We start from the raw sequence: 24841 nt of genomic DNA, 5'->3' as shown, positions 1-24841 counted from the left end.
ACTATCACCTAAAACTCTTTCATAACATTCTTATTTGAAGTAACGACGAACCATGCGAACCTGCATGACATTGATGTAAATATGTAAAAATGCAACTACAAGAAAGGCTGTAATTTGTCGTTCCTGCAATAGCATACTGAGTACAAATAGGAATAGATACAAACCTGGTAACACAATTTGGTTCAAGGTGAAGACGATTTGGAAACTCATTTCGTAGTTTGCTTGTTTCTCACCTTCGTCCATCGCCTCAGCAAAGTCCTTCATTTCTTTTACCGTAGCAAAAGCAGAAAGCTTATATTCACGAATTTTCTGAGTTAATTTCATGATAAAAATCTGAGAAATGAGAAGAATGACATAGAAAACTGCATCAAATATTGACCCGTACATGAGTGCCCCCTTTTCTAAGAAGGTAACTCCAAAACCTAATCCTAAATTTAAAAGAGTCAATGACGCAGCAACATTGAAAGATATGTTCGCGTATTCTAGGTTACGAAACATTTTCATATATGTCTCATCAACACGTTCTTCATCCTCATCTGAAATAGAATGGTAAAGTTTATGAGTTTGGTTAGCCTTAAGAATAAAATATACGGTTCCAGCGAAAATGACAAAAGTAACGATACGCAAACAAAATAGAAAGTTATCTAGATTGACAAAAGGCGGTAATCCAAACTTAGAAATCAATACTCCAAAAAATCCATAAAATGCACCGAAAATTGCTCCTAAAAACAAATAGGTAAGATTCCTCATCCATCTTTGTTTTGTCGTTAATTGTTTCCCCTGTTTCATTCTTCTACCTCCACTAATTGAAAAACATTTTCCACATTTTCGTTAAAAATTTGAGCAATTCGCATGGCAATGACCACCGAGGGCGTATATTCTCCCCGCTCAATCAAGCTAATGGTCTGTCGCGAAACTTCTGCTAATTTTGCCAACTCAGTCTGATTGAGGCTATCCCGTGCCCGCAACTCCTTGAGCCGATTTTTTAAGACATATTCCATAAATTTTCCTTTCTAGGCTTGGTAGATAATCAAGCTCTTTTCTGTTACAGCTACTTCTACCGCCACCTCTTTGAATTTTGCCATCAGTAAGTAGGTATAATAGAAATCCCCAATACAAGCTGCTGAATGCATGGTTGCTAGAATCTGATAAGCCCCTTTGTCAAGCCAACCAAACATTGCAGATGCTGTCAACCCCAAACTAATCAGAACGAAGGGGGCAAGGGCAATTACAACTGTTTGGAAACGATTATAAAGGGAGTTGGGACTGATTGCATAAGCCATCCCTGTTTTCCATTTAAACCCGTATTTGACAGGATTTTTGGGACAAAAAATTTTAAAAAACAGTCCATGAATCCATTCATGAATGATAACAAGCATTAAAAAAACAAATAGTGCTTCAATGAATTGCATCTCATTCATAACATTTTGAAACTCAACTTTAGAAGCTATGAATCCAAATAGCCAAAAGAACGGAAACACTAATAAAACTGTAGTTACATACAACCTTGTTGCCAACTTTTTATCGCTTCTAACATCTACTTCATATAATTTCTTTTTCGCTTCCATTTTTCTTCTCCTTCTATTTTCTGCAACCTAGACCAAACTATATAGTCCTAGAGCAACTCCAATAAATAATCCGACAATACAGGCTCCTGCAATCATAATCGCTGCCATATCTGCTGAAATGTGTCGTTTCATGGTCTATCTCCTTCTACTTATTTACTTTTTTCTCCATTTGTAAACTTGCTTCGATACAAGCAATTGAAGCAATTAGAGTAGTTATTAGAGCTGTATCCATATCGCTCCATCCCAGCAAATCAGAAAGAAGAATGTAAGCCAATAATAGAATGGACCCTATTTCGACTGCACGCGCAACGGTTGTTCCTGTAATCATAAAGGGTTGTTTCATTTGGTGACTCCTTATCTGTTCATCGTATTAGATGAATCCTTTTGATTTTTATCTTGATATCATTGTAACACTTCTTTTTCTTTTTGACAAGTATCTTTGTCAAAAAAATAATAATTTTTGTCAAAAAGTTTATGAATGTTGTCAAATTGACTAGAATGCCATACAAAAAACTCTTCTACCCAAAGGATAAAAGAGTTCATTTGTTATTCCAAGTGATCCACACCAGCTTGCATTCTTTCTTCACCCCACCAGTAAGGCATGAGTTCGCCTAATGTGATGGTTTCTCGTTTGTCAAAATCAACCATGATTTCTGTCTGTGCATTCTCAGCCGACAGTTGCATCAAAAATTCACGACAAGCTCCGCAAGGCATTCCTGAACCTTCTCCAAAGGGAGCTTGATCTCGAAAAGCAATAATGCGTTTTATCGTCGTCTGCCCACTATCCTGAAACATATTAAAGGCAGCTGCTCTCTCTGCACAAAGATGAAATACACCTGCTGTTGCCTCAAAGCAATAACCGGTGTAAATTTGCCCATCTTCTGCCTCAATTGCAGCAACAACATGGTTTGAATAAATAAAAGGCGAAACATAATGCGGAGCATAGTGGACTTTTGCCTGATCATACAACTCTTGCCAAATATCACTTACATGTTCCATTATTATTCCTCATTCCAATTTTGAAAGATATCCCCTTGCTAGTCACTCTAGCAAAGGGATATACACTGACTATATTATAAGTTTTCAGCTACGCTGTTCAAGAGGTTTTGGATTGCAGAGGCATCGCTACCACCTGCCATGGCCATATCTGGCTTACCACCACCACGACCTGCTACGATTGGTGCAAGGACTTTGATGAGGTTGCCTGCATGAACATCGCTTGATTTGCTGGCTACAAGGACATTGACCTTATCACCGATTGCCGCAACCAACACCAAGACATCAGAGTAGTCTTTCTGCTTCCAGTTGTCAGCGAAGGTACGGAGGGCACCTGCATCTGAAACTTGGACTTGGCTAGCAATGTAGCGAATGCCGTTAGCATCCTTGACCTCTTTGAAGACATCACCAGCAGCAGCTGCCGCTGCTTTTTCTTTCAGAGCTGCATTTTCTTTTTGCAGGTCACGAACTTGTTGTGCAAGACTTTCAACCTTGTTTGGCACTTCCTTGATCTGTGGTGACTTGATGGTTGCCGCTACTTCTTTGAGGGCATCTTCTTGGTCACGATAGGCAAGGAAGGCCTCACGGCCTGTTACCGCAATGATACGGCGAGTACCTGAACCGATACCTTCTTCTTTCAAAATCTTGAAGATACCGATTTCAGCGGTGTTGCTAACATGGGTACCACCACAGAGCTCCACAGAATAGTCACCGATAGTAACAACGCGGACTTCTTTACCGTATTTTTCACCAAAGAGAGCCATTGCCCCCATTTCTTTAGCCGTATCAATATCGGTTTCAACCGTTACAACTGGAATGGCATTCCAAATTTGCTCATTGACTTCTTCTTCAATACGACGAAGTTCTTCCGCAGTAACTGCCTCAAAATGCGTAAAGTCAAAGCGGAGGAAGTCTTGCTCGTTCAAGGAACCAGCCTGTGTTGCATGCTTGCCGATAATATTGTGAAGAGCTGCATGGAGCAAGTGAGTTGCTGTGTGGTTCTTCTCAACGCCCTTACGGCGTTTTGTTTCGATTTCAAGTGTGTAGGTTTGACCAACTGAAATGCTTGCGGACAGTTCAACTGTGTGCAATGGTTGACCATTTGGTGCTTTCTGCACATCGATGACAGTCGCAACAATGTCTCCAGCAGCATTTTTCACAAAACCATGGTCTGCAACCTGACCACCCATTTCAGCGTAGAATGGTGTTTGGTCAAAGACAAGGAGGGCTTGACCTTCTGAGACTGCTTCTGTACGCGCATTATCAGCCACAATGACAGATAAGCTTGCTTCAAGAGCTGTTTGGCCGTAAACAAAGGTCGACTCTTCTGTGATAGCAGCCAGGGTTTCATTTTGCATACCCATTGAACCACCTTTGACAACTGAGGCACGTGCACGGTCTTGTTGCTCTTTCATAGCCGCTTCAAAACCAGCAATATCAAGGGTCATTCCACGGTGCTCAGCCAATTCTTCTGTCAATTCTACTTGGAAACCATAGGTATCGTAGAGTTTGAAAATGTCACGACCATCAATCTCAGACTTACCTTCTGCTGCTAATTTATCCATCAATTGCTCAGCAAATTGTGAACCTGTATGGATAGTACGAGCAAATGACTCTTCTTCACTCTTAACAATCTTCTCAATGAAGGCACGTTTTTCAAGTATTTCTGGATAGTAGCTTTCCATGATATTGCCAACTGTCTCCACCAATTTGTACAAGAATGGCTCTGTAATGCCTAAACGTTGACCATGCATAGAAGCACGACGAAGCAAACGACGAAGGACATAACCACGGCCTTCGTTGCCTGGCAGGGCACCATCACCTATAGCAAAGGATAGAGCACGGATGTGATCTGCAATAACCTTGAAGCTCATGTTGTCGCCATCTTGGTCATAGGTCTTACCAGAAATCTTTTCTACTTCACGAATGATTGGCAAGAAGAGGTCCGTTTCAAAGTTGGTCTTAGCCCCTTGGAAAATAGCTGCCAAACGCTCCAAACCAGCGCCCGTATCAATGTTTTTGTTTGGCAATTCCTTGTACTCAGAACGTGGTACCGCTGGATCAGCATTGAATTGTGACAGAACGATATTCCAAATCTCAATGTAACGGTCGTTTTCAATATCTTCTTCCAAGAGACGGATACCAATGTTTTCAGGGTCAAAGTCAGTACCACGGTCAAAGAAAATCTCCGTATCTGGACCAGAAGGACCTGCACCGATTTCCCAGAAGTTATCTTCAAGTGGAATCAAGTGGCTTGGCTCAACACCAAGAGCAATCCAACGATTGTATGAATCCACATCATCTGGATAGTAAGTCATATAGAGCTTGTCTTTTGGAAAGGCAAACCATTCTGGGCTTGTCAAGAGCTCAAATCCCCACTCAATCGCTTCATCACGGAAATAATCACCAATCGAGAAGTTACCAAGCATTTCAAACATGGTGTGGTGGCGGGCTGTCTTACCAACGTTTTCAATATCGTTGGTACGGATGGATTTTTGGGCATTTGTAATCCGTGGGTTATCTGGAATGACAGAGCCATCAAAGTATTTCTTGAGGGTTGCCACACCAGAGTTGATCCATAAAAGAGTTGGATCGTTTACTGGGACAAGATTTGCTGAAGGCTCAACAGAGTGCCCCTTTGATTTCCAGAAATCCAACCACATTTGACGAATTTGAGCAGAAGATAAATTTTTCATAAGTTAAGATACTAAGGGCGTTAAGCGGACACCGTCAAAATAGGAAACCTGATGAAGACGCTTGCGTCTAGGAAGTGTTTCTCTTTTTGACAAAGTCCGTAGACCGAGTTCATTTCAGAATAAACTCGATGCCCTTTCCTTTCGTTTTTATTAGACTGGTTCAATTTAGCAAGCTAGCCAACTAAACCATTTTTTTAAAATTTTATGTTAAGGTTAAGTCGATGCATCTTCCATCATTTCGATGTAGTCAATTGCGACCACCAGGGAAATGACCAAATCTGCATAGGAGTCCTCCAATACAGTAACGGAGTAATGAGAAGTTAAATGAAAGAGTTCTTTGGAGATTTCAGCTACGAGCATACCATCTGGTCTTTTCAAGCGAAAATCCAAATCCCAGATATTTCCGTCTAGGATTAAACCTAGATTTTCCACAGTATAGCGATCCTTGAAAAAAGTAAATTCCTTTTGCAAGTAGAAAGAATGACCATCTGCCATATCAATGGTAAACTGGGGCAGGAAGGTCAAAAACTTCTTAGTAATCTGACAAACTTCCCCACCTCTAGAATTGGTCACGATAAATCGTTTTGGAATTTCGAGGAAAGAGCCCTCCACTTGATAAGCAAGATCCCCAAAACTATCACGAATATCAAATTTTTCACCACCAAAGGTAAAGCGCTGTTTTACTTGAAATTGCTTCATGATAACCTCCAAAAAAATAACAAGAAATCAAACGAAGGGCGAAAAACCGCGGTACCACCTTCATTCAATGACTTGTCATTCTCATTTCATAACCTATATTCACAAGTGAAGCACTCGTATATAAGAGATAGCATTTCGCTAATCAAAGCAGTTTTTAAGGTAATACGACTGTATTTTGAAAAAAAACTAACGATGAGTAGCTGAAAAACTAGACTTAGATAGAAGTACTAAACTATGAATACAGGTTCTCATATTCAATTGTTCTATTAAGTAGCAAGATACTTGGCCTAGATGGCTCGCAACAACCGCCAATTTTCTGAACTAAGTAATCAAGTATCTATTCTTAATAGGTAAAACGTCAATTATTGACCTGAAGAACTAGAAGATTCTGTTGTAGAAGAAGAACTTTCAGTCGACGAAGAGCTACTTTCCGTTGATGAAGAACTGCTTTCTTCTGTTGTCACATATTGTGAAAGAAGATTTTGGAAAGCACTGTCTTTAACCTTAACGTTTGCTTTTTGGAGCGCTTCTTTCAGCACAGTCGCAACAAATGTTGAATCACTTTGCTTTTGCGCCAAAATAATCTCTTTCAACTTATCTTTATAGTCTTCCCAGTTGGCAGATTTTTCTGACTTCGCTTCTAATTTTACAACATAGTAGCTAGTTGTATAAGTTGTCATATCTACTACTGAAATAACGGATGCCCCTACTTGGCCTGCATCCAAAGCAAAGACCGCGTTTTGAACTTCTGTAGGAACAGTTGTTGAAGTTGAATCGAATTGTACTTCGCCTCCATTGTCTTTTGTAGCAGTATCCGTAGAATTTTCCTTCGCCAATTGAGCAAAATCTGCACCTTCAGCTTGTGCTGCCGCTAAAACTTCATTTGCCTTAGCTTCGTCTGTCAATTTGATGACACGTGCTGTTACTTCTGGGGTATATGCATCATAAGCTGCCTTGTAGTTCTCATCAGTCAATTCCTTTTCAGCAGCCTGTTTTACAGCATACTCAACTAATTTATTAGTACGGATTTGTTCTTTGTAAGTTTCTTGAGTCAAACCAGCTGAAGAAAGAGCTGTTGCAAATGAATCACCATATTGCTCTGCCATTTTGTCATAAGCCTCATCGACTTCTTTTGCAGTCACTTTGTCACCATACTGGTCTTCAAATACATTACTAATAATCATTGACAATAGAACTTGTTGAGCTTGAGAGTTTGTTTTTACCTTCTCATAAAACTCAGACACAGTAATCGTATTACCTTTCATCGTAATGATATCTTTATCAGCTGCATTGGAACAAGCAGCGAGTGTTACTGCAGCAAAGAGTGTTACTGCACCCGCGAGAATTTTTTTAGTTTGCTTCATTTAAAGTTTCTCTCCTTTTTTTCGTTAACCCTTTCATTATAACACAAAAGCTTAAAAACTTCTTAAATTTCTGTAAGTTTTAAGTCAACATTTTCCCTGTTTTTCCTCAACATAAGGAGACCGTCACTCATGGAAACAAGACTAGCAGTCACATCTGGATTATCCAAAGTCGCATCGAATAAACGTTGCAATCCCTTATAAATAGTGCGCTGCCCTCTTCTGACCTCCTTGATGTCCTTGGCAACATCTCCTCCTTGGAAGATGTCATCCAAAATGATTAAACCGCCTACTTTGACCTTTTTCAAGACTTCTGGTAAAAATACAATATATTTTGATTTAGCAGAATCCATGAAAACAAAATCGTATGCGTCATCTGGTAAAGTCGGAAGAATGTCCATCGCTTCCCCTTCCAGCAATTCAATCTGCTGGCGCTGATCATATTTGGCAAAGTTTTCCTTTGCAAAGCTAATCATTTCTTCATTTCGATCAATCGTTGTAATCTTCGAATGCGGGCTATTGTCAGCCATCAGTAACGCAGAGAAGCCAATAGCAGTTCCAATTTCTAAAATACGTTTAGGTTGGAGTGTCTGCATCAGCAAGCGGAAATAAGCTACCGTTTCATGAGGGATAACTGGAATATTTTCTTGACGAGCAAACTCTTCCAGTTCTTTCAAAAAACCTGTATTTTGCGCCTGACGTGTTCGCATAAAATCCACAATTTCTTCCTTGACAACCGGACGGCGCATATTGTGATTTGCGTTTTTACTATATGATTCGACCATAGAATCCATTATATCATAAGCCGACAAGATTTTCTTCCTCAACACACTAAAAGGTAGGTTTCCCCACCTTTTCTTTACATATTTTTGGCGTAATCAATTCGATACCCTAAATTTCCAGCTAGTTCTTGAAGTCGAACAAAAGTCGCTTGCTTACTGAAAAAGAGATAGTAACTATCCGTGTCCATATCTACTGCCCCTAGACAAAAGTTTTCATCAAGATATTTGCTATCAACGACTCTTGCCCATTCTGAAATAGAGGCAGCTGGATTTAATCCATCTGAATCCAATTTGAGAGAAATCCCTGCATTGCGGACTTGATGAAGACGGTCAAAAAAGTAGATAAAATCTTCAAGATTATCCTTATAATCACGCGCACAAATATAATTAAAATGCTCTAGTAATTTTATCAAGATTAACCAAAGATTTTCCTTTTCAGACTCCCCAACACGGTCCAAAAAATCATCGAATGAATCTGGTTCTAGGATGCGTTCAATAGAGTCTAGAATCTGATTCGGATCACTAGCAAAAACCACATCCCTAAGTTGAAGAAATAGCTCCCTGTCACCATTTGACATGAGGTCTGCCAGTTCAAAAATGTCCTGTAATTGTTCTTCCGTTAACATAATACCTCCATTATGAATTTGAAAAATCCCATCTTATATGCGGTGCTACTTGCTCTACAAAATGGTAAATATCATTAAAATCTGCACCATCAAGCTTATTCAAATTGACGACTGCAAGTAGTGCTCCCTCATTTCCTACAATTCGCAAACGTTTCGACTGATAGCCACGATAGACAGGAGAAACCATGTATCGAATCTCCGCAATCTCTTCTAACGAATGGCGCTGGCGTTCACTCCAAAAGTGTTCTTGAAATTCTAGGTGCTGTTTCGTCAAGATAAAAACAGCCTTTTGTTTTCTCAATATATATAAATAAACCAGCAAAGGTTGTAAGAATATCAAATAGACGACACTTCCCATAGATGGCTCAGGTCTGGTCAAACCACCAAGACCAAGCAAGATTAAAACAAGGCTAATTACACCAGGAATGACAATCGAACGTTTATAGGAAATCATATTAGAGGTGCACACCTTTCTCAACGAGAGCTTCTAAGTCTTCCAAACGAGCTTCAAATACCTTGAAGGCATCATTGAGGTAATCTTCCTTGGTCATGTCTACGCCAGCCTTAGCGATGACATTGAGGGAATAATCTGAGCTACCAGCCTTCAAGTAGTTGAGATAGTTTTCTTTGTCTTCTGGGCTACCATTGACAATCTTATTTGCTAGAGCTGATGCTGCCGCGAAACCTGTCGCATATTGATAGACATAGAAATTGTAATAGAAGTGTGGAATACGAGCCCACTCAAACTGGATTTCTGGATTTTCTTCGGCAGAAAGTCCGTAGTATTTCTCGTTTGTCTGACCGTACAATTCATTGAGGAAATCAGCCGTCAAGACTTGACCTTCCTGGTCTGCCTTGTAGATAGCTTGTTCAAACTCGGCAAATTGGGTCTGGCGGAAGACTGTACCACGGAAACCATCTAAGTAATGGTTAAGAATAGCAAAGCGTTCCTTGTCATCTTCTACTTCTGCCAAGAGTTTTTCTGTCAAAAGATTTTCATTGGTTGTTGAAGCAATTTCTGCCAAGAAGAGGGAATAATGACCATAGACATAGGGTTGAGTCTTACGAGTCAACATAGAGTGAAGAGAATGTCCTGTTTCATGGATAAGGGTGTACATATTATCCAAGTTATCCTGCCAGTTGAGAAGCATGAAGGCGTTGGTGTCGTAGGCACCTCCTGAGTATGCCCCTGAGCGTTTTCCTTCATTAACATGGACATCAATCCAGCGATTTTCAAAAGCTTCTTTAACGATAGCAGAATAATCTTCACCAAAGATTTCCAAGGTTTCTTGGCATTTTTTTAGAGCATCTTCGTATGAAATCTTGGTACTGAAATCTGACAATGGAGTATACATATCGTACATCTTCAAATCATCAATACCCAGGAGTTTCTTACGCAAATTGATATAACGGTGCAAGAGCGGAAGGTGCTTGTTGACTGCCGCTACTAATGTATCGTAAACGGATTCTGGAATGAAATTAGCTGCAAGTGATGCGTGACGGGCTGAATCGTACTTACGCAAACGAGCTTTCAAGTTATTGACCTTGACATTAGACTGAAGGGTCTTAGCATATGTATGCTGGAACTGCTCGTAGGTACCGTACATAGCTTCATAGGCTTCTTGACGGACATCACGGTTTTTAGACTCCATAAAGTGAATGTAGTTTCCGTGTGAAAGTGGCACCAAGTGACCGTCTTCATCTGCGATTTCTGGGAAACGCAGACTGGCATTGTCCAAGACTGAGAAGGTTTCAGCAGGTGATTCGAAAATCTCGCTGGTCGCTGCAAGGACTTCTTCTACTTCTTGTGACAAGACATGGTCCTTAGCTGCCAGAAGCTTTTCAAATTGGTGGCTGTACTGAACAAGAGCAGGCTCTTCTGCCTTAAAGGCCTCCAACTGCTCATCAGTAATGGCCATAAATTCAGGCTCATAGAAGGCAAAGGCTTGTGAGAAGGCAGAGTAAAGCCCCATAGCCTTAGCCTGAAATTCCTGGTATTTTCCTTCGCGAGTATCTTGGTCGTTTTTCATAGACGCATAAACATAGAGCTTTTCAATGCGACGCATAAGACTAAGTTGCGTTTCGCTAATTTCTAAGAGACTTTTAGCTGAGTCCAGTAAATGACCTGCAAATTCTTTCGTTTTTTCAGTTTCAACTTGTAAATCTGCAAGTTCTGCTTCCCAGGCATCATCTGTTGGAAAAATAGTGGTCAAGTCCCACTGGTATTTTTCTTCAATTTCGTAACGTTGTTTAGACATAATAAATCCTCCGTATCCTTTATTCTAACATAAAAAATCCCCTCTTTCCAACGGAAAGTGAGGGCTTATTGGTTACTATTCAACTGGAAAACAATTTTTGCCATTCGCCATCGCAAGTCGCCACTAGGCTAACAAAGTCTACAACCTTCACCAACAGTAGCATGACTAACATAAAATATTGAGCATATTTTCAAAAGTAATATATATACCTCCATCAGCTATCTCTATTTACATTGGTTTTCTATAAATGATAGGTGGATACAAGATTTGTTTTCTCTTATCTTTTGCTTTGTCGTAAAACAGATCAAATGCTTGGTAAATCGGTGTCAGGTCTTGTTTGATTTGGGCAAAGCCAATAGCAGAGCTGGGTAGACGGATGTGTGGGTACCATTCTTCTGCCGTCTTTGTCAGCAAATTCTCCCCTCGGCTATAAGACTCTGCCTGCAGGGCTAACCAATTGGGGGATTTGTAATAAAGCTGTTGAGCAATGTAGCGAGGCAAATCCCTATCTAACGGGCATGTAAGATTCGATAAGGCTTGCTTGGCAAAAGGCAGACGCAAGATTTCCAATAAATTTCCCTCGCCAAATGGAAAAACCTTTGTCAGACAGTGGACCTTACCTCGTAAGTCTTCGTGAATAAGGTAACGAAGACGCAATTCTTTTTTCTCGTCATCCAATTCCCAGAGATGAAACCCCATGTTCATGCTAAAAGAGAGAAATTGCTTGTGTAATTTACTTAATCTTTCTTTTATCCATAGACCTTTTCCCAACAGCCATAGAACCTGTAGACCAGTTTCATGATAGGCTTGCGTCCTAAGCTGCAAGCGTGAAATTGGCAGACTGGAACATTGGACTTCCAAGGCTAAACGATCATTGACAAATAAATCAGCGACCTGCCCTATACTAGGCAGGCATTTTTCAAGTTCAACTTGTTCGGCTTTGATTAACCAACTATACAGACAAGACTTAAGTGACAGATGCTGGGCTGACTCATTCTCGGAAAAATAGTGGCAGTCCCGCAGGGTGACATGGGCAAAATGCGAACGCAGAACTTTGCCGGATTTGTATCGTACAGGACCTCTACAACCTGGACAGGAATAGCGACCTTGCGGCGCAGGATTTTCCAAGACATTAAAAACTTGTCCATCTTCATCAAGTGCAACTAACATAAAACCTCCTTTCTATATTAGTTCGCAAAAAAACACCCAGCTGTGCTGAGTGTTGTGAATTTACTCAATCTGACTGCCGTTTGGCACTGATGGGTCTACTGTTAAGAGTGTTAAATTGCCATCGTGTTCGGCTGAGAGGATCATGCCCTGGCTGAGCAAGCCCATCATCTTACGTGGCTTGAGGTTGGCAACGATTTGGACTTTCTCACCGACCAGCTCCTGCTCATTTGGATAGTACTTGGCGATACCAGACAGGATTTGGCGGTCTTGGCCATCACCTGCGTCCAGACGGAACTTGAGCAACTTGTCAGATCCCTCCACCTTGGCTACTTCTTTGACTTCGGCCACGCGGATTTCCACCTTGTCGAAGTCCTCGAACTTGATCGCAGCTTTCTCGTTTTTGAGTTCCACGTCAGCCGGGTCCCACTCTTTTTCTTCCTCTTGGGAAATAGCAGAGCTGCCACCCATTTGGGCTTGGATATAGGCGATTTCCTCTTCCATATCCAGACGTGGGAAGATAGGCGTGCCTTTTTCTACCACTGTCAAACCTGCTGGAAGACCTGCAAAGTCAAGATTTTCAAGGTCAAATGCTGTTCCCAAACCAAGCTGTTCCATAATAGCATTTGACGTCGTCATCATAAATGGTTGAATGAGGTGCGCCACCACACGAAGACCTGCTGTCAAGTGAGCCATAACCGCTGCCAACTTGTCACGGTCAGCTTCTTCTTTTGCCAAGACCCACGGAGCTGTTTCATCAATGTACTTGTTGGTACGGGAGATGATATTCCAAACAGCTTCCAAGGCGCGTGGATAGTCAACAGCTTCCATATATTTGTGGTAACTTGCCAAGTTTTCAGCTACTACTGCCGACAAGTCCGCATCAAAATCAGTCACGTTAGCAACAAAGGTTGGTACCTGACCGCCGAAATACTTGTTAATCATAGCAACTGTACGATTGAGCAAGTTTCCAAGGTCGTTGGCCAGTTCGTAGTTGATACGGCCAACATAGTCTTCTGGGGTGAAGGTGCCGTCAGAGCCGACTGGCAGACTACGCATGAGGTAGTAACGGAGCGGATCCAAGCCGAAACGCTCGACCAACATTTCTGGATAGACCACATTGCCCTTAGACTTGGACATCTTGCCGTCTTTCATTACAAACCAGCCATGAGCAACCAAGCGGTCTGGCAGCTTCATGTCCAACATCATGAGCATGATTGGCCAGTAAATGGAGTGGAAGCGAAGAATATCCTTGCCAACCATGTGGTAAACTGTTCCATTCCAGAAGGTGTCATAGTTGGCTGTTTCTTCTTGACCATAACCCAAGGCAGTTGCGTAGTTGAGTAGGGCATCAATCCAAACATAGACAACGTGTTTTGGATTGGACGGAACAGGTACGCCCCAAGTAAATGATGTACGGGATACTGCCAAATCTTCCAAGCCTGGCTCGATGAAGTTTTTCATGATTTCATTGAGGCGGCCGTCTGGCTGGATAAAGTCTGGATGAGCATTGAAAAACTCGACCAATTTATCCTGATACTTGCTGAGGCGGAGGAAGTAGGATTCTTCTGAAACCCAGGCAACCTCGTGACCGCTCGGAGCGATACCGCCTGTTACCTTACCGTTTTCATCTCGGAAGACCTCTTCTAATTGACTCTCGGTGAAGAATTCCTCGTCCGATACGGAGTACCAACCAGAATACTCTCCCAAGTAAATGTCGTCCTGCGCCAGCAATTTTTCAAAAACAGCCGCCACCACTTCCTCGTGGTAATCATCGGTCGTACGGATGAACTTGTCGTAAGAGATGTCTAGCAAGTTCCAGAGCTCCTTGACGCCAACCGCCATGCCGTCAACGTAGGCTTGCGGTGTTAAACCAGCCTCTTTTGCCTTCTCCTCAATCTTCTGTCCGTGCTCATCAAGCCCTGTTAGATAGTAGACTTCATGCCCCATAAGGCGTTTGTAACGAGCCAATACATCACAGGCAATGGTCGTGTAAGCTGAACCGATATGAAGTTTTCCAGACGGATAATAAATCGGTGTGGTGATATAAAACGGTGTTTTTGTCATGCTTTTTTCCTTTCAAATTCAGAGCAAATGAAACCCTGTTATTGACAACATCCTATTTTATCATATTTTCAGCTAAATCACAAAGCGGTTCTAAATACAAGTCTTCCTTCACATGCTATACATATGATATGATACAAGCCGAGTAGAAAGCTAATACTCAATGAAAATCAAAAGTAGCCTAGGAAACGAAGCCGAAGATAGAACTGGAGTTCATCAAGGCAAGTTGACAACGGATAATTTTGAGTTTCGAAGAGTATAAGGTCTATCTTCTCTATAAAAGTATAGATCTATTGACGAATAGCGAAAAACCGGAACCAGTTTGGAACTGTTCCCGGTGTTCTTATACGATATGGAGTTGTTCAAATACATTTCCCAAATCAGCTATCATTTCTCGATGAAAATCTAAATAATAGGTTTTCTGGTCAGAATCTGGCAGTTTTTCAATATCTGCTAAAATGTCCTGATAGCGTCGTAGAAGGTTCTTACCAGCCACTTTATCTATCTCATCCATTTCACCGATACCTGCTGCTATGTCATCTAAGCTGTCATATTTTGCAAGTACGTCCTCTGTCCACTCACGCTTGTCTTTGTTAAGTGTGACAATCTTTTCTGTTAACCATTCTTCAAATCTTTCCTCTTCTGTCAAAGACTGGTTAGTGGCGGTCTTAGTCTCTCGGTCAACACTGTTTGAACGTAAATAATTGCGATAAAACCAAACGGCAAAAAGAATGACTAGAATGATATTGACTGGAAAAACAAAGCTAAGGGTGAACAGTACGGTCAGCCACAAGATCAACTTGACATTTCTTGTCGCTTTCTCTGCCTGTTTGTTCTCTTCTTCCCACTCATCCAATATAGCCTGGGCTTGGGCAGCATAGGTTTCAACCAATTTTGCCAGTCGTACCTTTTTCTCTGGGTCATCTTCCAACTCCATAGCCAAATAGGCTTGATTCATGCGGGCCTTGGCCGCCTCATAGGTCTGAACTGTCCCCAAATATTCCGTACTGCTATTCATCTGATTCAGCAAGCGATCCGTCTCCCCTTTGATAAAAGTCCGATCTCGTGATGTTAATTTACGGTAAGGCATTAATTTACTCCCTAAAAATTAGTTGTGTGCTATAATATCCTAAGTACTATAGAAGACGGTCATCAGATATACATTTTCTTCCTACCCCCTCACCCTTCTCTCCATCTCCTCCATATCATAGTCAAAAAGCAGGTCATAGCAATCCGTAAAGAGCTCCAAACGTTTATCATCATCTAAAACAGCAATATCAACTCCCCGATCATCGTAGCAATGATAGATGATATTGTCCTGACTAGATAGGAAGAGAACGGAACTTGATAGATAGTTAAAACCTCCATGGTCGGCTTTGACAATCTCCCTCAACAAAGCGTTTAGGTCCTGGTCGGTAACTGGAAAGAGATAGCACTCAAAGACTAGCACATCTCCCGTCCAATCCTCCACTTCTATCAACTCAGGCTCAGGGACTTTGTCGAAGTTAAATTTCGATGAAAAATGCCAGAGGTAGGTGTCTATATCCCTATCTTCCTGTCGAAGGAGCGAAAGGAGCACATAGTCGTATTCTGAACTAGCCTGCTCAAAAAGTTCTACTGCACGTGCATAGGCTCTTTCAAGATAGATTGCTCTTGATAATTCTTCTGCTTCGTCTGCAGGCCCGATTTCAAATCTAAGAGCAAGAGGTGTGCCATAAAAGAATGGACCCACTAGTCGATTATCTTTCAGTTGAAAGGACTTCAGCCATTGATTCAATTCCATATACTATTCTCCTCTTATATAGCTATGTACTATTCTATCATATACTAGGAAATTAGGTCTAGTCTTCTTTGGAAAAATATTGTAGAATAGTGAACTAGTAAAGCATCTAGTAAAAAGAGGTCCTATGAAAACCGAATTTATCAATGAGAAGGCTCAATCAGCTTTCAATCTCAACATCATCACCTCTCCTATTATAGCTATTATTTTGTTGCTAGTAGGAGATTTATTTTCACTCCAATAAGCTTTTTACTCCCATTTAGCGAGACCCTTTCTGTAAGTTTTGAACTGTTCGCTTTCGCTTTTATCAGCCTGATGGTCATTTTATGGGCACGGTATATTGAAAAAAGCCCGTGGGTAGGACTTGGTTTTACTAAAAAAGGTGCGGGAAAAGATTTTCTACTCGGGTGGGGAATCGGAGCTGCAATGCTGACCACTTGTACACTCATCATGTGGGGATTAGGCGCGATTGAATTTACAAGCATCCAGTTCTCTACAAAATTAGTCGGAGAATTTCTTATCCTCGTACTTGCTTGGTCCATTCAAGGCACAACAGAGGAATTATTGACTAGAGGCTGGATGTTTTCATCCCTAGCTGCCAAGCACAATATCCCTGTCGGTATCCTTGTTTCCTCCCTCTTTTTTTCCTTTCTCCATCTTGGTAACGACGGGATTTCCCTCATTCCCCTTCTCGACCTAACGCTCTTTGCCATTTTAGCCTGCTTAGTCATGTTAAAAACCGGTAATCTTTGGGTAATAGGTGGTCTACATGCTGCCTGGAATTGTTTCCAAGGAAATGTCTTTGCCTTTCCAGTGAGTGGGACACAAGCTGGTCAAGCCTTTATCGCAGTAGAAACCTCTGGCCCAGACTGGTTGTCAGGTGGTGCATTTGGTGTGGAAGGCTCAGTTATCAGCCTCCTTATCCAAGCTGGTATGATTACTTGGTTGGTATACGAACTCTATTTCACATCACCATCAAAACAACTTGAACTTTAGCAATGATGATAAAAAATACAGACAGAATCTTGCTGATTGCTAAATCCAGCAGAAACTGTCTGTATTTTTATTTCAATGTAACTGTATAAAATCTATGCTTATCCTAGTTCCGAAGACCAAATGGAATCTACCCTCGAAAGTAACAAAGGATTTTTGGCAATTAAATCCTCATAAAACAGGGCTTGACAGGTCCAATAATAAGGATAAACATACAAGGCCAACAAACCAAAAGTCAGTAAAATACCGATGAACCAACCAATAAATGACAAGTCAAGCATGAATCGACGCCACTTATTGCCTTTCATCAATTGCCAGCTTTGTTTGAATAATTTAAACGGAGAAGAATAAATATTATTTTCCAAATGATCATAAAGAAGAAATTGAACCTGACTGAGACCATAATCTACTAATAGACCACAAACCAAGCCAATCACGACTAAGATTACTCCTATTTGAAAATAGGAGGAGCTAAAAAATCCTGAGAAATCAGGCTGATAGCCAACCGGAGCCCCAACAATGAAAACTGTACTGAAAAATGAAATACTAAGTAAAGCCATCCCAATGACAGCTGGGAAACCAGCTATATAAATAACGAGCATTTTCAAAAAGGTCGTGACCAGAATAGGTAAAAAATTCTTCCCATCCAGTAGACTAAAACACTCTGAAAAGCTGACCTTGTCTCGCTGCTTTCTTACGACTCTTATGAGTTGAAAACACGCCGTCACAATCAAACACTGGACAATAAAATCAAAGATGATTGACGGGTCAAGCGATATATAATTGTGACTCCATGTTACTCCATCTTTTACAATGGTACTTCCCCAAAAGACGATACCCGTTCGTCCCCAGATTTGTTTCAAGCCATAGTTAAGCATGCCTGACAGAAATGAAATCAAGACGGGAGCCATAAATAAGGCTAACATTCCCTCTGTATTCTCCCGAATAAGAGTAGCCCTTGCACGAATATCACTATTAGTCATAAGAAAACTCCTTTCTCTTTTGTTACATATATTATACTACTTTATTTAAAAATGCACCACAAATATATAAAATTGTAGAAAAAATCCCTTCAAATTACGAAGAGAAATCTATTATTTTGCTTCCGAATGACGATAGCCATAACAGAAGTAAATCAAAATTCCAATGACTAAGGATACTCCGAATGCTAACCAAGTATCTAAACTATATTGGAACATAAATGAAAGACAAATGATAATCGAGAGGATAGGCAACAAGGGAACAAGAGGTGTTTTAAATTGTCCATCTTTTGGCAAACCTTCGACTTGACGCAGACGAATAATACCCAACGCCAGCATGATCAAATAAGCTAAGGTACAGATATTGAGGAAAGAAGCAATACTTGCTAGTGGGAAAATACCTGCACAAATAGCTGCAAAAATCCCCACAAGAATGGTCGCATTTTTAGGAACCTTGCTTGTTTGTGTCAATCGGCTCAATGATTTCGGTAGCAAACCATCACGACTGATGGAATAGACCATTCTCGACAAGGCGTAGGTCATCGAAATACATACTGTAATCAATGTTAGGATTGCAACAATAGAAATATAACTCGCTGCCCAATCCAATCCAACTTCTCGAAGTGCAAAGGCTACCGCATCTGCCACATTCAACTTAGTATAGTGAACCATACCAGTCAATACTAATGTCACTACAATATAAAGAATTGTTACAATGGATAGAGACAACACGATTCCCTTTGGTACATTCTTCTCAGGCTTTTTCACCTCATCAATTGCTAATGAAATAGACTCAAATCCCAGGAAGGTAAAAAACATGAGAGACGCTCCCGCCATAATTCCCGCCTGTCCACCATAAATGGCACCAAAACCAAAAGGAGAGAAGTTCGACCAGTTTTCTGGTTTGATAAAGAATAACCCTACTAAAATAAATAAAGCCAACGCTGAAAATTTTAAAACTACCAAGGCTGAATTGAAACGAAGAGCTGCCTTAGAATTAAGCAAGACCACTCCTACCACAAAAATCAAGACGAGAACTGGTAAGAGGTCTACATAGGTACCTGCAGCGGGGTTAAAAGTTCCATTCAGAGCTGTCGGCATAGCGATACCAAAATTAGCCAGGAGTCCTTTCAAATAAGCTCCCCAACCAGATGCAACACTCGATACAGCAGTCAAGAATTCCATGATTGTCAGCCAGCCAGCAATCCAGGCAGGAAATTCACCAAAAACCGAGTATAGATAACCATAGGCACCACCGTTAGTCGGTATACGCGAGGCAAATTCTGCATAAAACAAGGCTGTTAGTCCGACTGAAATTGCTGCAATAACAATTGAGATGATCAGAGCTGGCCCTGCATACTGGGCTGCTGCCAAACCAGTTACCGTAAAGATACCTGTTCCAACCATCGAACCGATACCTAAAAATATCAAATCAACTAAGCCTAAATGCCGACGCATTTGACTATGGCGACCGACTGCTTGTTTTTTTCTAAATAAACTCACAAAATACTCCTTCAGAATAAGAATATGGATACTCGACAGAATAATCTACAGATTCCTGTCAAAGAACCACAACGCCCCATTATACCATAAGTTGAAATATCTCGCATGGGTGACGACAAGCAAAAGAGCAAGGCTTTTCTACCTCACTCTTTCTTCTTATTATTCTGGATTAACCTTAAAGTTTTTAAGATAATTTTTCTTATCTAACTGACCGCTAAAGTGATCTCCTACTTTGATAAATGGCAACTTGTCTGTACTATCTTCCGTTGCTTTGACTTTGTAAATCTTGCCCTCAGACTCAATATAGTAGATTGTCGCACCGCCAATTATTTGACTTGCTAAAGCTTCTACTTTTCCACTGATAACCTCAGTCTGTTCACCAACTTCTCCATTTTCAGTCACCGTCAATCCTGAAAGGCTAGAAGCATCCGTTCCTGTGACTTGAGAAATTAAGAGCGCAATATCGTTGTTAACAGTAACCTGTTGATAATCTTCGGCATCAACAAGAGCGTATGATTTAACCAAGCCGGCATCATCTTTCAAGGATACTAAATAGTAGGCTGTATCTGCCAACTTAACTAGGCTTGGAGCAGTGGCTTTATAGCCTTTTTCCTGCACTTCACCTTCTGCGGACTCTTGCGCTGCTGTTTCAGTCGCCGAAGCCAATTTGTAGTTGGTAATTTCACGAGTTCTCATATTGACAAGAATGAATCCAAGGTTGGATGAATCAGCAGTTGCTGAGGTGATACCTGTGTAGAGATAAATATCTGAGCCGATAGAAATATAATTATAGCTGTCTGTTGTATTTTTCACACCAGTTTGACTGAAAATGGTATTCCAGAAACCATTTTGATAAGTATAGTGGTCATCTACACGGCTGATAACATTGTTTGCCGAATAAACACGGTCTACCCACTCTGGAATATCTTCCAGACCATACTTCTTACTTTCCCCTGTTACTGCATCCAATACAATAGCACCAATCGGATCATTTGATGAAAGTCCAAATTTTGGCTCGTAAATCGTTGCAATATAATACGGATTTCCTTGGTCATCCACTTCGAAGGATGGTTTCCCAAAAATAGTTGTCGGGTATTGCAGGCGAAGATGACGCAAGGTATCATTCAGCAAAAATTCGGAATCTGAATAGTGCATGGCTTTGCTCAACTTGGCAAGTTCTGCCTTCCCTGTTGTCTGATTAACCTTCACGTAGTAACCAATCCCATCTTGATGGTTGCTCAGCCATTTCCAAAAATTCTTATATTCCAAAGGCGATACGCGAAACGGCTGCTGACCGATGGTAATCTGGCGATAATCGTCCGAAATGCCAAACTGAGAGACCTTGTCAATGGTACCTAGATAAGTATCTCCGATTTTTTCGGCTGAGGCGCGATCTAGGAGGGCCAATTTGGATATGTCTGTTTCAGGAAAATCTGCTTTAAAATCCGCATCCTTGACGCTTATGACAGCAGCATAATCCTTAGCACGAAATACACGTGAGTTGATAAGCCCCAGCCCTAACAAACCCAGGACAACCAATACCCAAATTCGTCCCAACCATTTTAAGTAAGCTGGTAGTTGTGAGGTTTTAATCTGATAGGTATCTACTTGTCTCTGACGACCGGAAATCTTGGTCACCTTTTGAAAAGCACCTTTGGAGCTGAACATGGAAAGTATGAGCCAAACCAATCCGACAGATTGAAGGAAAAATATCCAGAAGTCCACACTCAAAATATTTAAAGCAGGCAACTGGTACCAGTAGTAGATTAGCATTTCCAAAACTAGGGCTAACCAGGCAAAAACAAATAATTTTCTTTTCATAATAACCTCCTTGACACAGATTTCTTTGCTACTATTGTACCATACTTTTAATACTGTAACACAAAAATTGAAAATTTTTTTCAAGTTTCCATATTCGCCTGCAACTTTTATTTTTGGTATAATGTAAAACAGTAACAGACTAGAAAAGGAAAATTATGAAACTCATTTCTTGGAACATTGATTCTCTTAACGCTGCATTGACTGCAGAGTCTCCTCGCGCCCTATTATCACGCGCAGTCATCGATACACTTGTGACAGAAGACGCTGATATTATCGCCATTCAGGAAACAAAATTGTCAGATAAGGGACCGACTAAAAAGCATCTAGAAATTTTGGAAAGCTACTTCCCTGGATATGCCAATACCTGGCGTTCATCTGTAGAACCAGCTCGCAAAGGCTATGCTGGTACGCTCTTCCTCTACAAAAACCATCTAACTCCAACCATTACCTTCCCTGAGATTGGTGCTCCAACAACCATGGATTCTGAAGGGCGTATCATCACGCTAGAATTTGATGACTTCTATGTCACACAAGTTTATACGCCAAATGCTGGTGATGGCTTGAAGCGATTGGCCGACCGCCAAATCTGGGACGTTCAGTATGCTGAATACCTATCACAGCTTGACAGCCAAAAGCCTGTCTTAGCCACAGGTGACTACAACGTTGCTCACAAAGAAATCGACCTTGCCAACCCAGCCAGCAACCGCCAGTCACCAGGGTTTACAGACGAGGAGCGTGAAGGATTTACAAACTTGCTAGCCAAGGGTTTCACTGATACCTTCCGCCACTTGCATGGGGATGTCCTCAACGCCTATACTTGGTGGGCACAACGTAGCCGCACCAGTAAAATCAACAACACAGGCTGGAGAATTGATTACTGGCTTGTCAGCGACCGTATCGCCGACAAAGTAAGTAAGTCAGATATGATTGACTCCGGTGCTCGTCAAGACCATACACCAATTGTGATGGAAATTGAGCTATAAATAATACAGTTCACCAAACAAAAAGACTTAGAACAGCCATCAGAAACGGTTATCTAAGTCTTTTTCCTTTTATACCTATTACACTCTACCTATCGAACTTTAGCAACTAGATACTCTCTCACAAGCTTGCCCAACTTGTAGGCAAGATAGACAAACAAGAACCAGCCAAAAAGGGTCAGATAGGCGATGAAACTTACACCTTTCTTGCGATAAGATTCCAGCACTGCTTGACTAGACTGTGTTTTTTCTTCTGAAGCTGCTACCTGCTCGCTACTATCATGATGACGATAGGCATTGACCAAAAGACGATAATCAAAGGGCGGAACCAATGGATCACAGGTCAACAGGGTCAGGACATCTTGTTTTTCAATCGGAAGCAATTTTTGCCAATCGGTTGCCTTGATGATTTCTGTATTTTTGACCCGATAGGTGACTACTTTTTCACCAATTTCAACAAAAATCTCATCGCCTTCACGCATTTCATTCAATCGGAAAAAACGCAAATCACTATACCAACTTCTGTGGCCAGCCAGCACACTACGACGATCCCGACCTCCGAAAGGCAAGTCCGTTCCTGACACCACCGCTACACCCTGATCAAGATGGGAATCACTGGCTCCCACCCGAATAGGTTGGCGGATTTCAAGACTAGGAATACTTACATAGCCGATGATGGTATCTCCAAAATCAGATACGGACTGCTCATCTTTCCTAGTCTCAGCAAAGGGATCAACTGTTGCCAGTTGACCACTCCGCACCGCTTCTTGATAGTGTTCAATGACCTCTTCCTCTTTCTTTGAAAAGCCTGACTCCGTTTTTTTGTAGCCCTGGTAAGCAAAAAAATCCCGCACCTCATGAACTGTCATATTGCTGAACAATAATAAGGGCAACAATAATCCAACTATCATCAATAGATAGCCAACAATTTTCAACTTCATGACCATCTCACTCAGTTGCTCTTTGGATGCTCAACATTCAATTCTAGAAATCAGCTTTTGTCGCATCCAATCCTCCAGTCTTCAAACCATCCAAGTCTTCCTGGCTTAGTCCTGTCAGTCTCGCTATCATTTCATCAGCGAAACCTTCTACTAACATCTGCCGAGCAATCTTGAGCTGACCTTCTAATCTGCCTTCTGCCCGGCCTTCTAACCGACCTTCTAACCGGCCTTCTTCCTGACCACGTCTTCTTCCTAGTATGAACGATGTTTCCAATTCACCAAAATGATTGGCGGCACTATAGGCTAATTGATCAATCATTTATGTTCACCTTTCAAACCATCCAAATCTTCCTGGCTTAGTCCTGTCAGTTCCTTTATCATCTCATCCGTGAAATTCTTCACCAACATCTGCCGAGCAATCTTGAGCTGACCTTCTAATCGGCCTTCTGCCCGTCCTTCTAATCGACCTTCTGCCCGTCCTTCTAACCGGCCTTCTAACCGACCTTCTAACCGGCCTTCTTCCTGACCACGTCTTCTTCCTAGTATGAACGATGTTTCCAATTCACCAAAATGATTGGCGGCACTATAGGCTAATTGATCAATCATCTTCCTTTCCTCCTCTGTCCATGTATTTCTATCCAGCAGGTGTTCGGCCCTGCTGATAGCGTCTGTTTGTTGCTGGCTAAATTCACGATTGGCAAAAAATTCCATCCACAAGCGTTGGTTCTTAGCCAATTTCCCCTCACTCAGCTTGTTCAATTCAATAATAACCATTTCAAATGGTTTCTTCATCTCCCCTTGCTCTCCAAACGGAATTTCCAAAACCTGTCCATTTTCCTCAGCTGTCAAGACAAAGGAATGGATGGGCTGCTTATCGTCGAAATACTGGGTGGCGACCAAGGCGATGGAATAAACAGGCGAAATCTTATCATACATGTCATGGGTTCGTTTGACCTTGTCACGAACATTGGGCAAATCCTTGACCAAGTGCTGACAAGAGTAAGTCCAGAGACGTTTGATAAAGCTGTGTTGATGGACCACCTGAATTTCAATGATAACCTGAGTCCCGTCGTCCAATCTCGCTAAAACATCCACCGTGGTGCTAAAATAGCCCTCCCGTTCTTTCTTCAAATCAGCAATCGTTCCATTTAAAATCTGAACAGACTTGGGACGAAAGCCCAGAAATGTCTCAATGAAATCAATGGTAATTTCGTGGTCATTAAATATCTTTTTTGCCACGATATCAATCATGGGATTGATGCTATGTCGAAATTTTGTCAATTGTGTTCCTCCGATAAATAGAATTGAGCATGACTCTCTATCTATTAATTCGAAGTTCCTAGTAATATTATAGCACTTGAGAGAATTTTTTTCCAGAGACACTCGGTGTTTTCAAGAAAAAATACACCTGCTGATACTTGATTCCAGCAGGTGTATTCTGTCAACAATATGACCAAAGGTAGACTAAGTCTTTTCCCCTTTCTTGTATGTGACCAAGCGGTAGCCTAGCAAGAAGAGAATAATGCCTAGCGATAAAACCGCTATGACCACCGCATTTCCGGTATATGGGATTTCAATACCGGGAGGTGTGACGGGTTTGTTCTTTATGCGGATGACATCCGAAAC

At 41.3% G+C, this 24841-nt stretch carries 24 protein-coding genes; 2 read left to right on the top strand and 22 right to left on the bottom strand.

Annotation, left to right across the window (positions count from 1 at the left end; genetic code table 11):
• Positions 1-30 precede the first annotated feature (30 nt).
• The 16 genes from P7J58_RS00120 to P7J58_RS00045 form a co-directional block, all read right to left on the bottom strand.
• A complete protein-coding gene (locus P7J58_RS00120; protein WP_408555364.1) occupies positions 31-789 on the bottom strand; it encodes a DUF3169 family protein in 759 nt (252 codons plus the stop codon).
• Positions 786-1001: a helix-turn-helix transcriptional regulator gene (locus tag P7J58_RS00115; RefSeq protein ID WP_004299042.1), complete on the bottom strand. Its 216-nt coding sequence runs from the start codon at positions 999-1001 to the stop codon at positions 786-788. The genes P7J58_RS00120 and P7J58_RS00115 overlap by 4 nt, the downstream gene beginning before the upstream one ends.
• Positions 1002-1013: 12 nt before the next feature.
• Positions 1014-1568 (bottom strand): DUF3267 domain-containing protein, encoded by a 555-nt coding sequence (locus P7J58_RS00110; protein ID WP_029176221.1) that lies wholly within the window; start codon positions 1566-1568, stop codon positions 1014-1016.
• A gap of 145 nt (positions 1569-1713) precedes the next feature.
• Positions 1714-1911, bottom strand: coding sequence for a hypothetical protein (locus P7J58_RS00105; protein WP_029176220.1), 198 nt, complete (start codon positions 1909-1911; stop codon positions 1714-1716).
• 203 nt (positions 1912-2114) lie between these two features.
• Positions 2115-2567 carry a cytidine deaminase family protein gene (locus P7J58_RS00100; protein ID WP_024378435.1) on the bottom strand — a complete coding sequence of 151 codons (453 nt, stop codon included), beginning with the start codon at positions 2565-2567 and terminating at the stop codon, positions 2115-2117.
• A 74-nt stretch (positions 2568-2641) separates the two neighbouring features.
• Positions 2642-5260 carry an alanine--tRNA ligase gene (alaS, locus tag P7J58_RS00095; protein ID WP_408555365.1) on the bottom strand — a complete coding sequence of 873 codons (2619 nt, stop codon included), beginning with the start codon at positions 5258-5260 and terminating at the stop codon, positions 2642-2644.
• A 213-nt stretch (positions 5261-5473) separates the two neighbouring features.
• A complete protein-coding gene (locus P7J58_RS00090) occupies positions 5474-5959 on the bottom strand; it encodes an LURP-one-related/scramblase family protein (RefSeq protein ID WP_015646707.1) in 486 nt (161 codons plus the stop codon).
• Positions 5960-6321: 362 nt separating this feature from the next.
• Positions 6322-7323: a peptidylprolyl isomerase PrsA gene (gene prsA / locus P7J58_RS00085; protein ID WP_024378433.1), complete on the bottom strand. Its 1002-nt coding sequence runs from the start codon at positions 7321-7323 to the stop codon at positions 6322-6324.
• Positions 7324-7385: 62 nt separating this feature from the next.
• Positions 7386-8105, bottom strand: coding sequence for an O-methyltransferase (locus P7J58_RS00080; protein WP_408555366.1), 720 nt, complete (start codon positions 8103-8105; stop codon positions 7386-7388).
• A gap of 74 nt (positions 8106-8179) precedes the next feature.
• Entirely contained in the window at positions 8180-8728 is a 549-nt protein-coding gene (locus P7J58_RS00075; RefSeq protein ID WP_408555367.1) for a DUF6630 family protein, read from the bottom strand.
• 10 nt (positions 8729-8738) lie between these two features.
• Entirely contained in the window at positions 8739-9182 is a 444-nt protein-coding gene (locus tag P7J58_RS00070) for a hypothetical protein (protein ID WP_408555368.1), read from the bottom strand.
• 1 nt (position 9183) lies between these two features.
• Positions 9184-10986: an oligoendopeptidase F gene (gene pepF / locus P7J58_RS00065; RefSeq protein WP_408555369.1), complete on the bottom strand. Its 1803-nt coding sequence runs from the start codon at positions 10984-10986 to the stop codon at positions 9184-9186.
• 228 nt (positions 10987-11214) lie between these two features.
• The gene (locus tag P7J58_RS00060; protein ID WP_408555370.1) at positions 11215-12156 is read right to left on the bottom strand and encodes a competence protein CoiA; all 942 of its coding nucleotides are present in this window, start codon (positions 12154-12156) and stop codon (positions 11215-11217) included.
• Positions 12157-12216: 60 nt separating this feature from the next.
• Positions 12217-14220 carry a methionine--tRNA ligase gene (gene metG, locus P7J58_RS00055; RefSeq protein WP_408555371.1) on the bottom strand — a complete coding sequence of 668 codons (2004 nt, stop codon included), beginning with the start codon at positions 14218-14220 and terminating at the stop codon, positions 12217-12219.
• Between the two features lie 340 nt (positions 14221-14560).
• Positions 14561-15307, bottom strand: coding sequence for a hypothetical protein (locus tag P7J58_RS00050; RefSeq protein ID WP_408555372.1), 747 nt, complete (start codon positions 15305-15307; stop codon positions 14561-14563).
• 81 nt (positions 15308-15388) lie between these two features.
• Positions 15389-16000, bottom strand: a complete 612-nt coding sequence (locus tag P7J58_RS00045; RefSeq protein WP_029180000.1) for a DUF3885 domain-containing protein — start codon at positions 15998-16000, stop codon at positions 15389-15391.
• A 312-nt stretch (positions 16001-16312) separates the two neighbouring features.
• Here P7J58_RS00045 and P7J58_RS00040 point away from each other — a divergent pair, with 312 nt between their 5' ends.
• On the top strand, positions 16313-16993 hold the full coding sequence (locus P7J58_RS00040; RefSeq protein ID WP_408555373.1) for a lysostaphin resistance A-like protein: 681 nt from the start codon (positions 16313-16315) through the stop codon (positions 16991-16993).
• A gap of 98 nt (positions 16994-17091) precedes the next feature.
• Here the strand turns inward: P7J58_RS00040 and P7J58_RS00035 are convergent, their stop codons facing one another.
• From P7J58_RS00035 to P7J58_RS00025, 3 genes are all read right to left on the bottom strand, one after another.
• Entirely contained in the window at positions 17092-17973 is an 882-nt protein-coding gene (locus tag P7J58_RS00035) for a DUF975 family protein (protein WP_099876035.1), read from the bottom strand.
• Positions 17974-18084: 111 nt separating this feature from the next.
• Positions 18085-19473, bottom strand: a complete 1389-nt coding sequence (locus tag P7J58_RS00030; protein WP_408555374.1) for an amino acid permease — start codon at positions 19471-19473, stop codon at positions 18085-18087.
• A 159-nt stretch (positions 19474-19632) separates the two neighbouring features.
• Positions 19633-21294, bottom strand: coding sequence for a hypothetical protein (locus P7J58_RS00025; protein ID WP_332423242.1), 1662 nt, complete (start codon positions 21292-21294; stop codon positions 19633-19635).
• Between the two features lie 155 nt (positions 21295-21449).
• Here P7J58_RS00025 and P7J58_RS00020 point away from each other — a divergent pair, with 155 nt between their 5' ends.
• The gene (locus tag P7J58_RS00020; protein ID WP_024398279.1) at positions 21450-22277 is read left to right on the top strand and encodes an exodeoxyribonuclease III; all 828 of its coding nucleotides are present in this window, start codon (positions 21450-21452) and stop codon (positions 22275-22277) included.
• Between the two features lie 89 nt (positions 22278-22366).
• On the opposite strand, the gene P7J58_RS00015 is transcribed toward P7J58_RS00020, so the two are convergent.
• The 3 genes from P7J58_RS00015 to P7J58_RS00005 are packed head-to-tail and all read right to left on the bottom strand — an operon-like array spanning position 22367 to position 24496.
• A complete protein-coding gene (locus P7J58_RS00015) occupies positions 22367-23215 on the bottom strand; it encodes a class C sortase (protein WP_408555375.1) in 849 nt (282 codons plus the stop codon).
• A gap of 43 nt (positions 23216-23258) precedes the next feature.
• Positions 23259-23534 carry a hypothetical protein gene (locus tag P7J58_RS00010; protein ID WP_029179994.1) on the bottom strand — a complete coding sequence of 92 codons (276 nt, stop codon included), beginning with the start codon at positions 23532-23534 and terminating at the stop codon, positions 23259-23261.
• Positions 23531-24496 (bottom strand): Rpn family recombination-promoting nuclease/putative transposase, encoded by a 966-nt coding sequence (locus P7J58_RS00005; RefSeq protein WP_408555376.1) that lies wholly within the window; start codon positions 24494-24496, stop codon positions 23531-23533. Before P7J58_RS00005 ends, P7J58_RS00010 begins: the two co-directional genes overlap by 4 nt.
• Positions 24497-24841 lie beyond the last annotated feature (345 nt).

The organism is Streptococcus suis, assembly GCF_046032535.1.
Taxonomy (GTDB): domain Bacteria; phylum Bacillota; class Bacilli; order Lactobacillales; family Streptococcaceae; genus Streptococcus; species Streptococcus suis_AK.
This window is presented reverse-complemented; position numbering and strand designations above follow the sequence as displayed.

Bases quoted from the DNA above. Each gene is read 5' to 3' on its own strand.
- P7J58_RS00080 (WP_408555366.1), bottom strand. From the start codon at position 8,105: ATGGTCGAATCATATAGTAAAAACGCAAATCACAATATGCGCCGTCCG.
- P7J58_RS00060 (WP_408555370.1), bottom strand. From the start codon at position 12,156: ATGTTAGTTGCACTTGATGAAGATGGACAAGTTTTTAATGTCTTGGAA.
- P7J58_RS00075 (WP_408555367.1), bottom strand. From the start codon at position 8,728: ATGTTAACGGAAGAACAATTACAGGACATTTTTGAACTGGCAGACCTC.
- pepF (WP_408555369.1), bottom strand. From the start codon at position 10,986: ATGTCTAAACAACGTTACGAAATTGAAGAAAAATACCAGTGGGACTTG.
- alaS (WP_408555365.1), bottom strand. From the start codon at position 5,260: ATGAAAAATTTATCTTCTGCTCAAATTCGTCAAATGTGGTTGGATTTC.
- P7J58_RS00015 (WP_408555375.1), bottom strand. From the start codon at position 23,215: ATGAAGTTGAAAATTGTTGGCTATCTATTGATGATAGTTGGATTATTG.
- P7J58_RS00070 (WP_408555368.1), bottom strand. From the start codon at position 9,182: ATGATTTCCTATAAACGTTCGATTGTCATTCCTGGTGTAATTAGCCTT.
- P7J58_RS00105 (WP_029176220.1), bottom strand. From the start codon at position 1,911: ATGAAACAACCCTTTATGATTACAGGAACAACCGTTGCGCGTGCAGTC.
- P7J58_RS00045 (WP_029180000.1), bottom strand. From the start codon at position 16,000: ATGGAATTGAATCAATGGCTGAAGTCCTTTCAACTGAAAGATAATCGA.
- P7J58_RS00100 (WP_024378435.1), bottom strand. From the start codon at position 2,567: ATGGAACATGTAAGTGATATTTGGCAAGAGTTGTATGATCAGGCAAAA.
- P7J58_RS00115 (WP_004299042.1), bottom strand. From the start codon at position 1,001: ATGGAATATGTCTTAAAAAATCGGCTCAAGGAGTTGCGGGCACGGGAT.
- P7J58_RS00110 (WP_029176221.1), bottom strand. From the start codon at position 1,568: ATGGAAGCGAAAAAGAAATTATATGAAGTAGATGTTAGAAGCGATAAA.
- P7J58_RS00035 (WP_099876035.1), bottom strand. From the start codon at position 17,973: ATGACTAATAGTGATATTCGTGCAAGGGCTACTCTTATTCGGGAGAAT.
- P7J58_RS00090 (WP_015646707.1), bottom strand. From the start codon at position 5,959: ATGAAGCAATTTCAAGTAAAACAGCGCTTTACCTTTGGTGGTGAAAAA.
- P7J58_RS00040 (WP_408555373.1), top strand. From the start codon at position 16,313: ATGGTCATTTTATGGGCACGGTATATTGAAAAAAGCCCGTGGGTAGGA.
- prsA (WP_024378433.1), bottom strand. From the start codon at position 7,323: ATGAAGCAAACTAAAAAAATTCTCGCGGGTGCAGTAACACTCTTTGCT.
- P7J58_RS00120 (WP_408555364.1), bottom strand. From the start codon at position 789: ATGAAACAGGGGAAACAATTAACGACAAAACAAAGATGGATGAGGAAT.
- P7J58_RS00050 (WP_408555372.1), bottom strand. From the start codon at position 15,307: ATGCCTTACCGTAAATTAACATCACGAGATCGGACTTTTATCAAAGGG.
- P7J58_RS00025 (WP_332423242.1), bottom strand. From the start codon at position 21,294: ATGAAAAGAAAATTATTTGTTTTTGCCTGGTTAGCCCTAGTTTTGGAA.
- P7J58_RS00010 (WP_029179994.1), bottom strand. From the start codon at position 23,534: ATGATTGATCAATTAGCCTATAGTGCCGCCAATCATTTTGGTGAATTG.
- P7J58_RS00020 (WP_024398279.1), top strand. From the start codon at position 21,450: ATGAAACTCATTTCTTGGAACATTGATTCTCTTAACGCTGCATTGACT.
- metG (WP_408555371.1), bottom strand. From the start codon at position 14,220: ATGACAAAAACACCGTTTTATATCACCACACCGATTTATTATCCGTCT.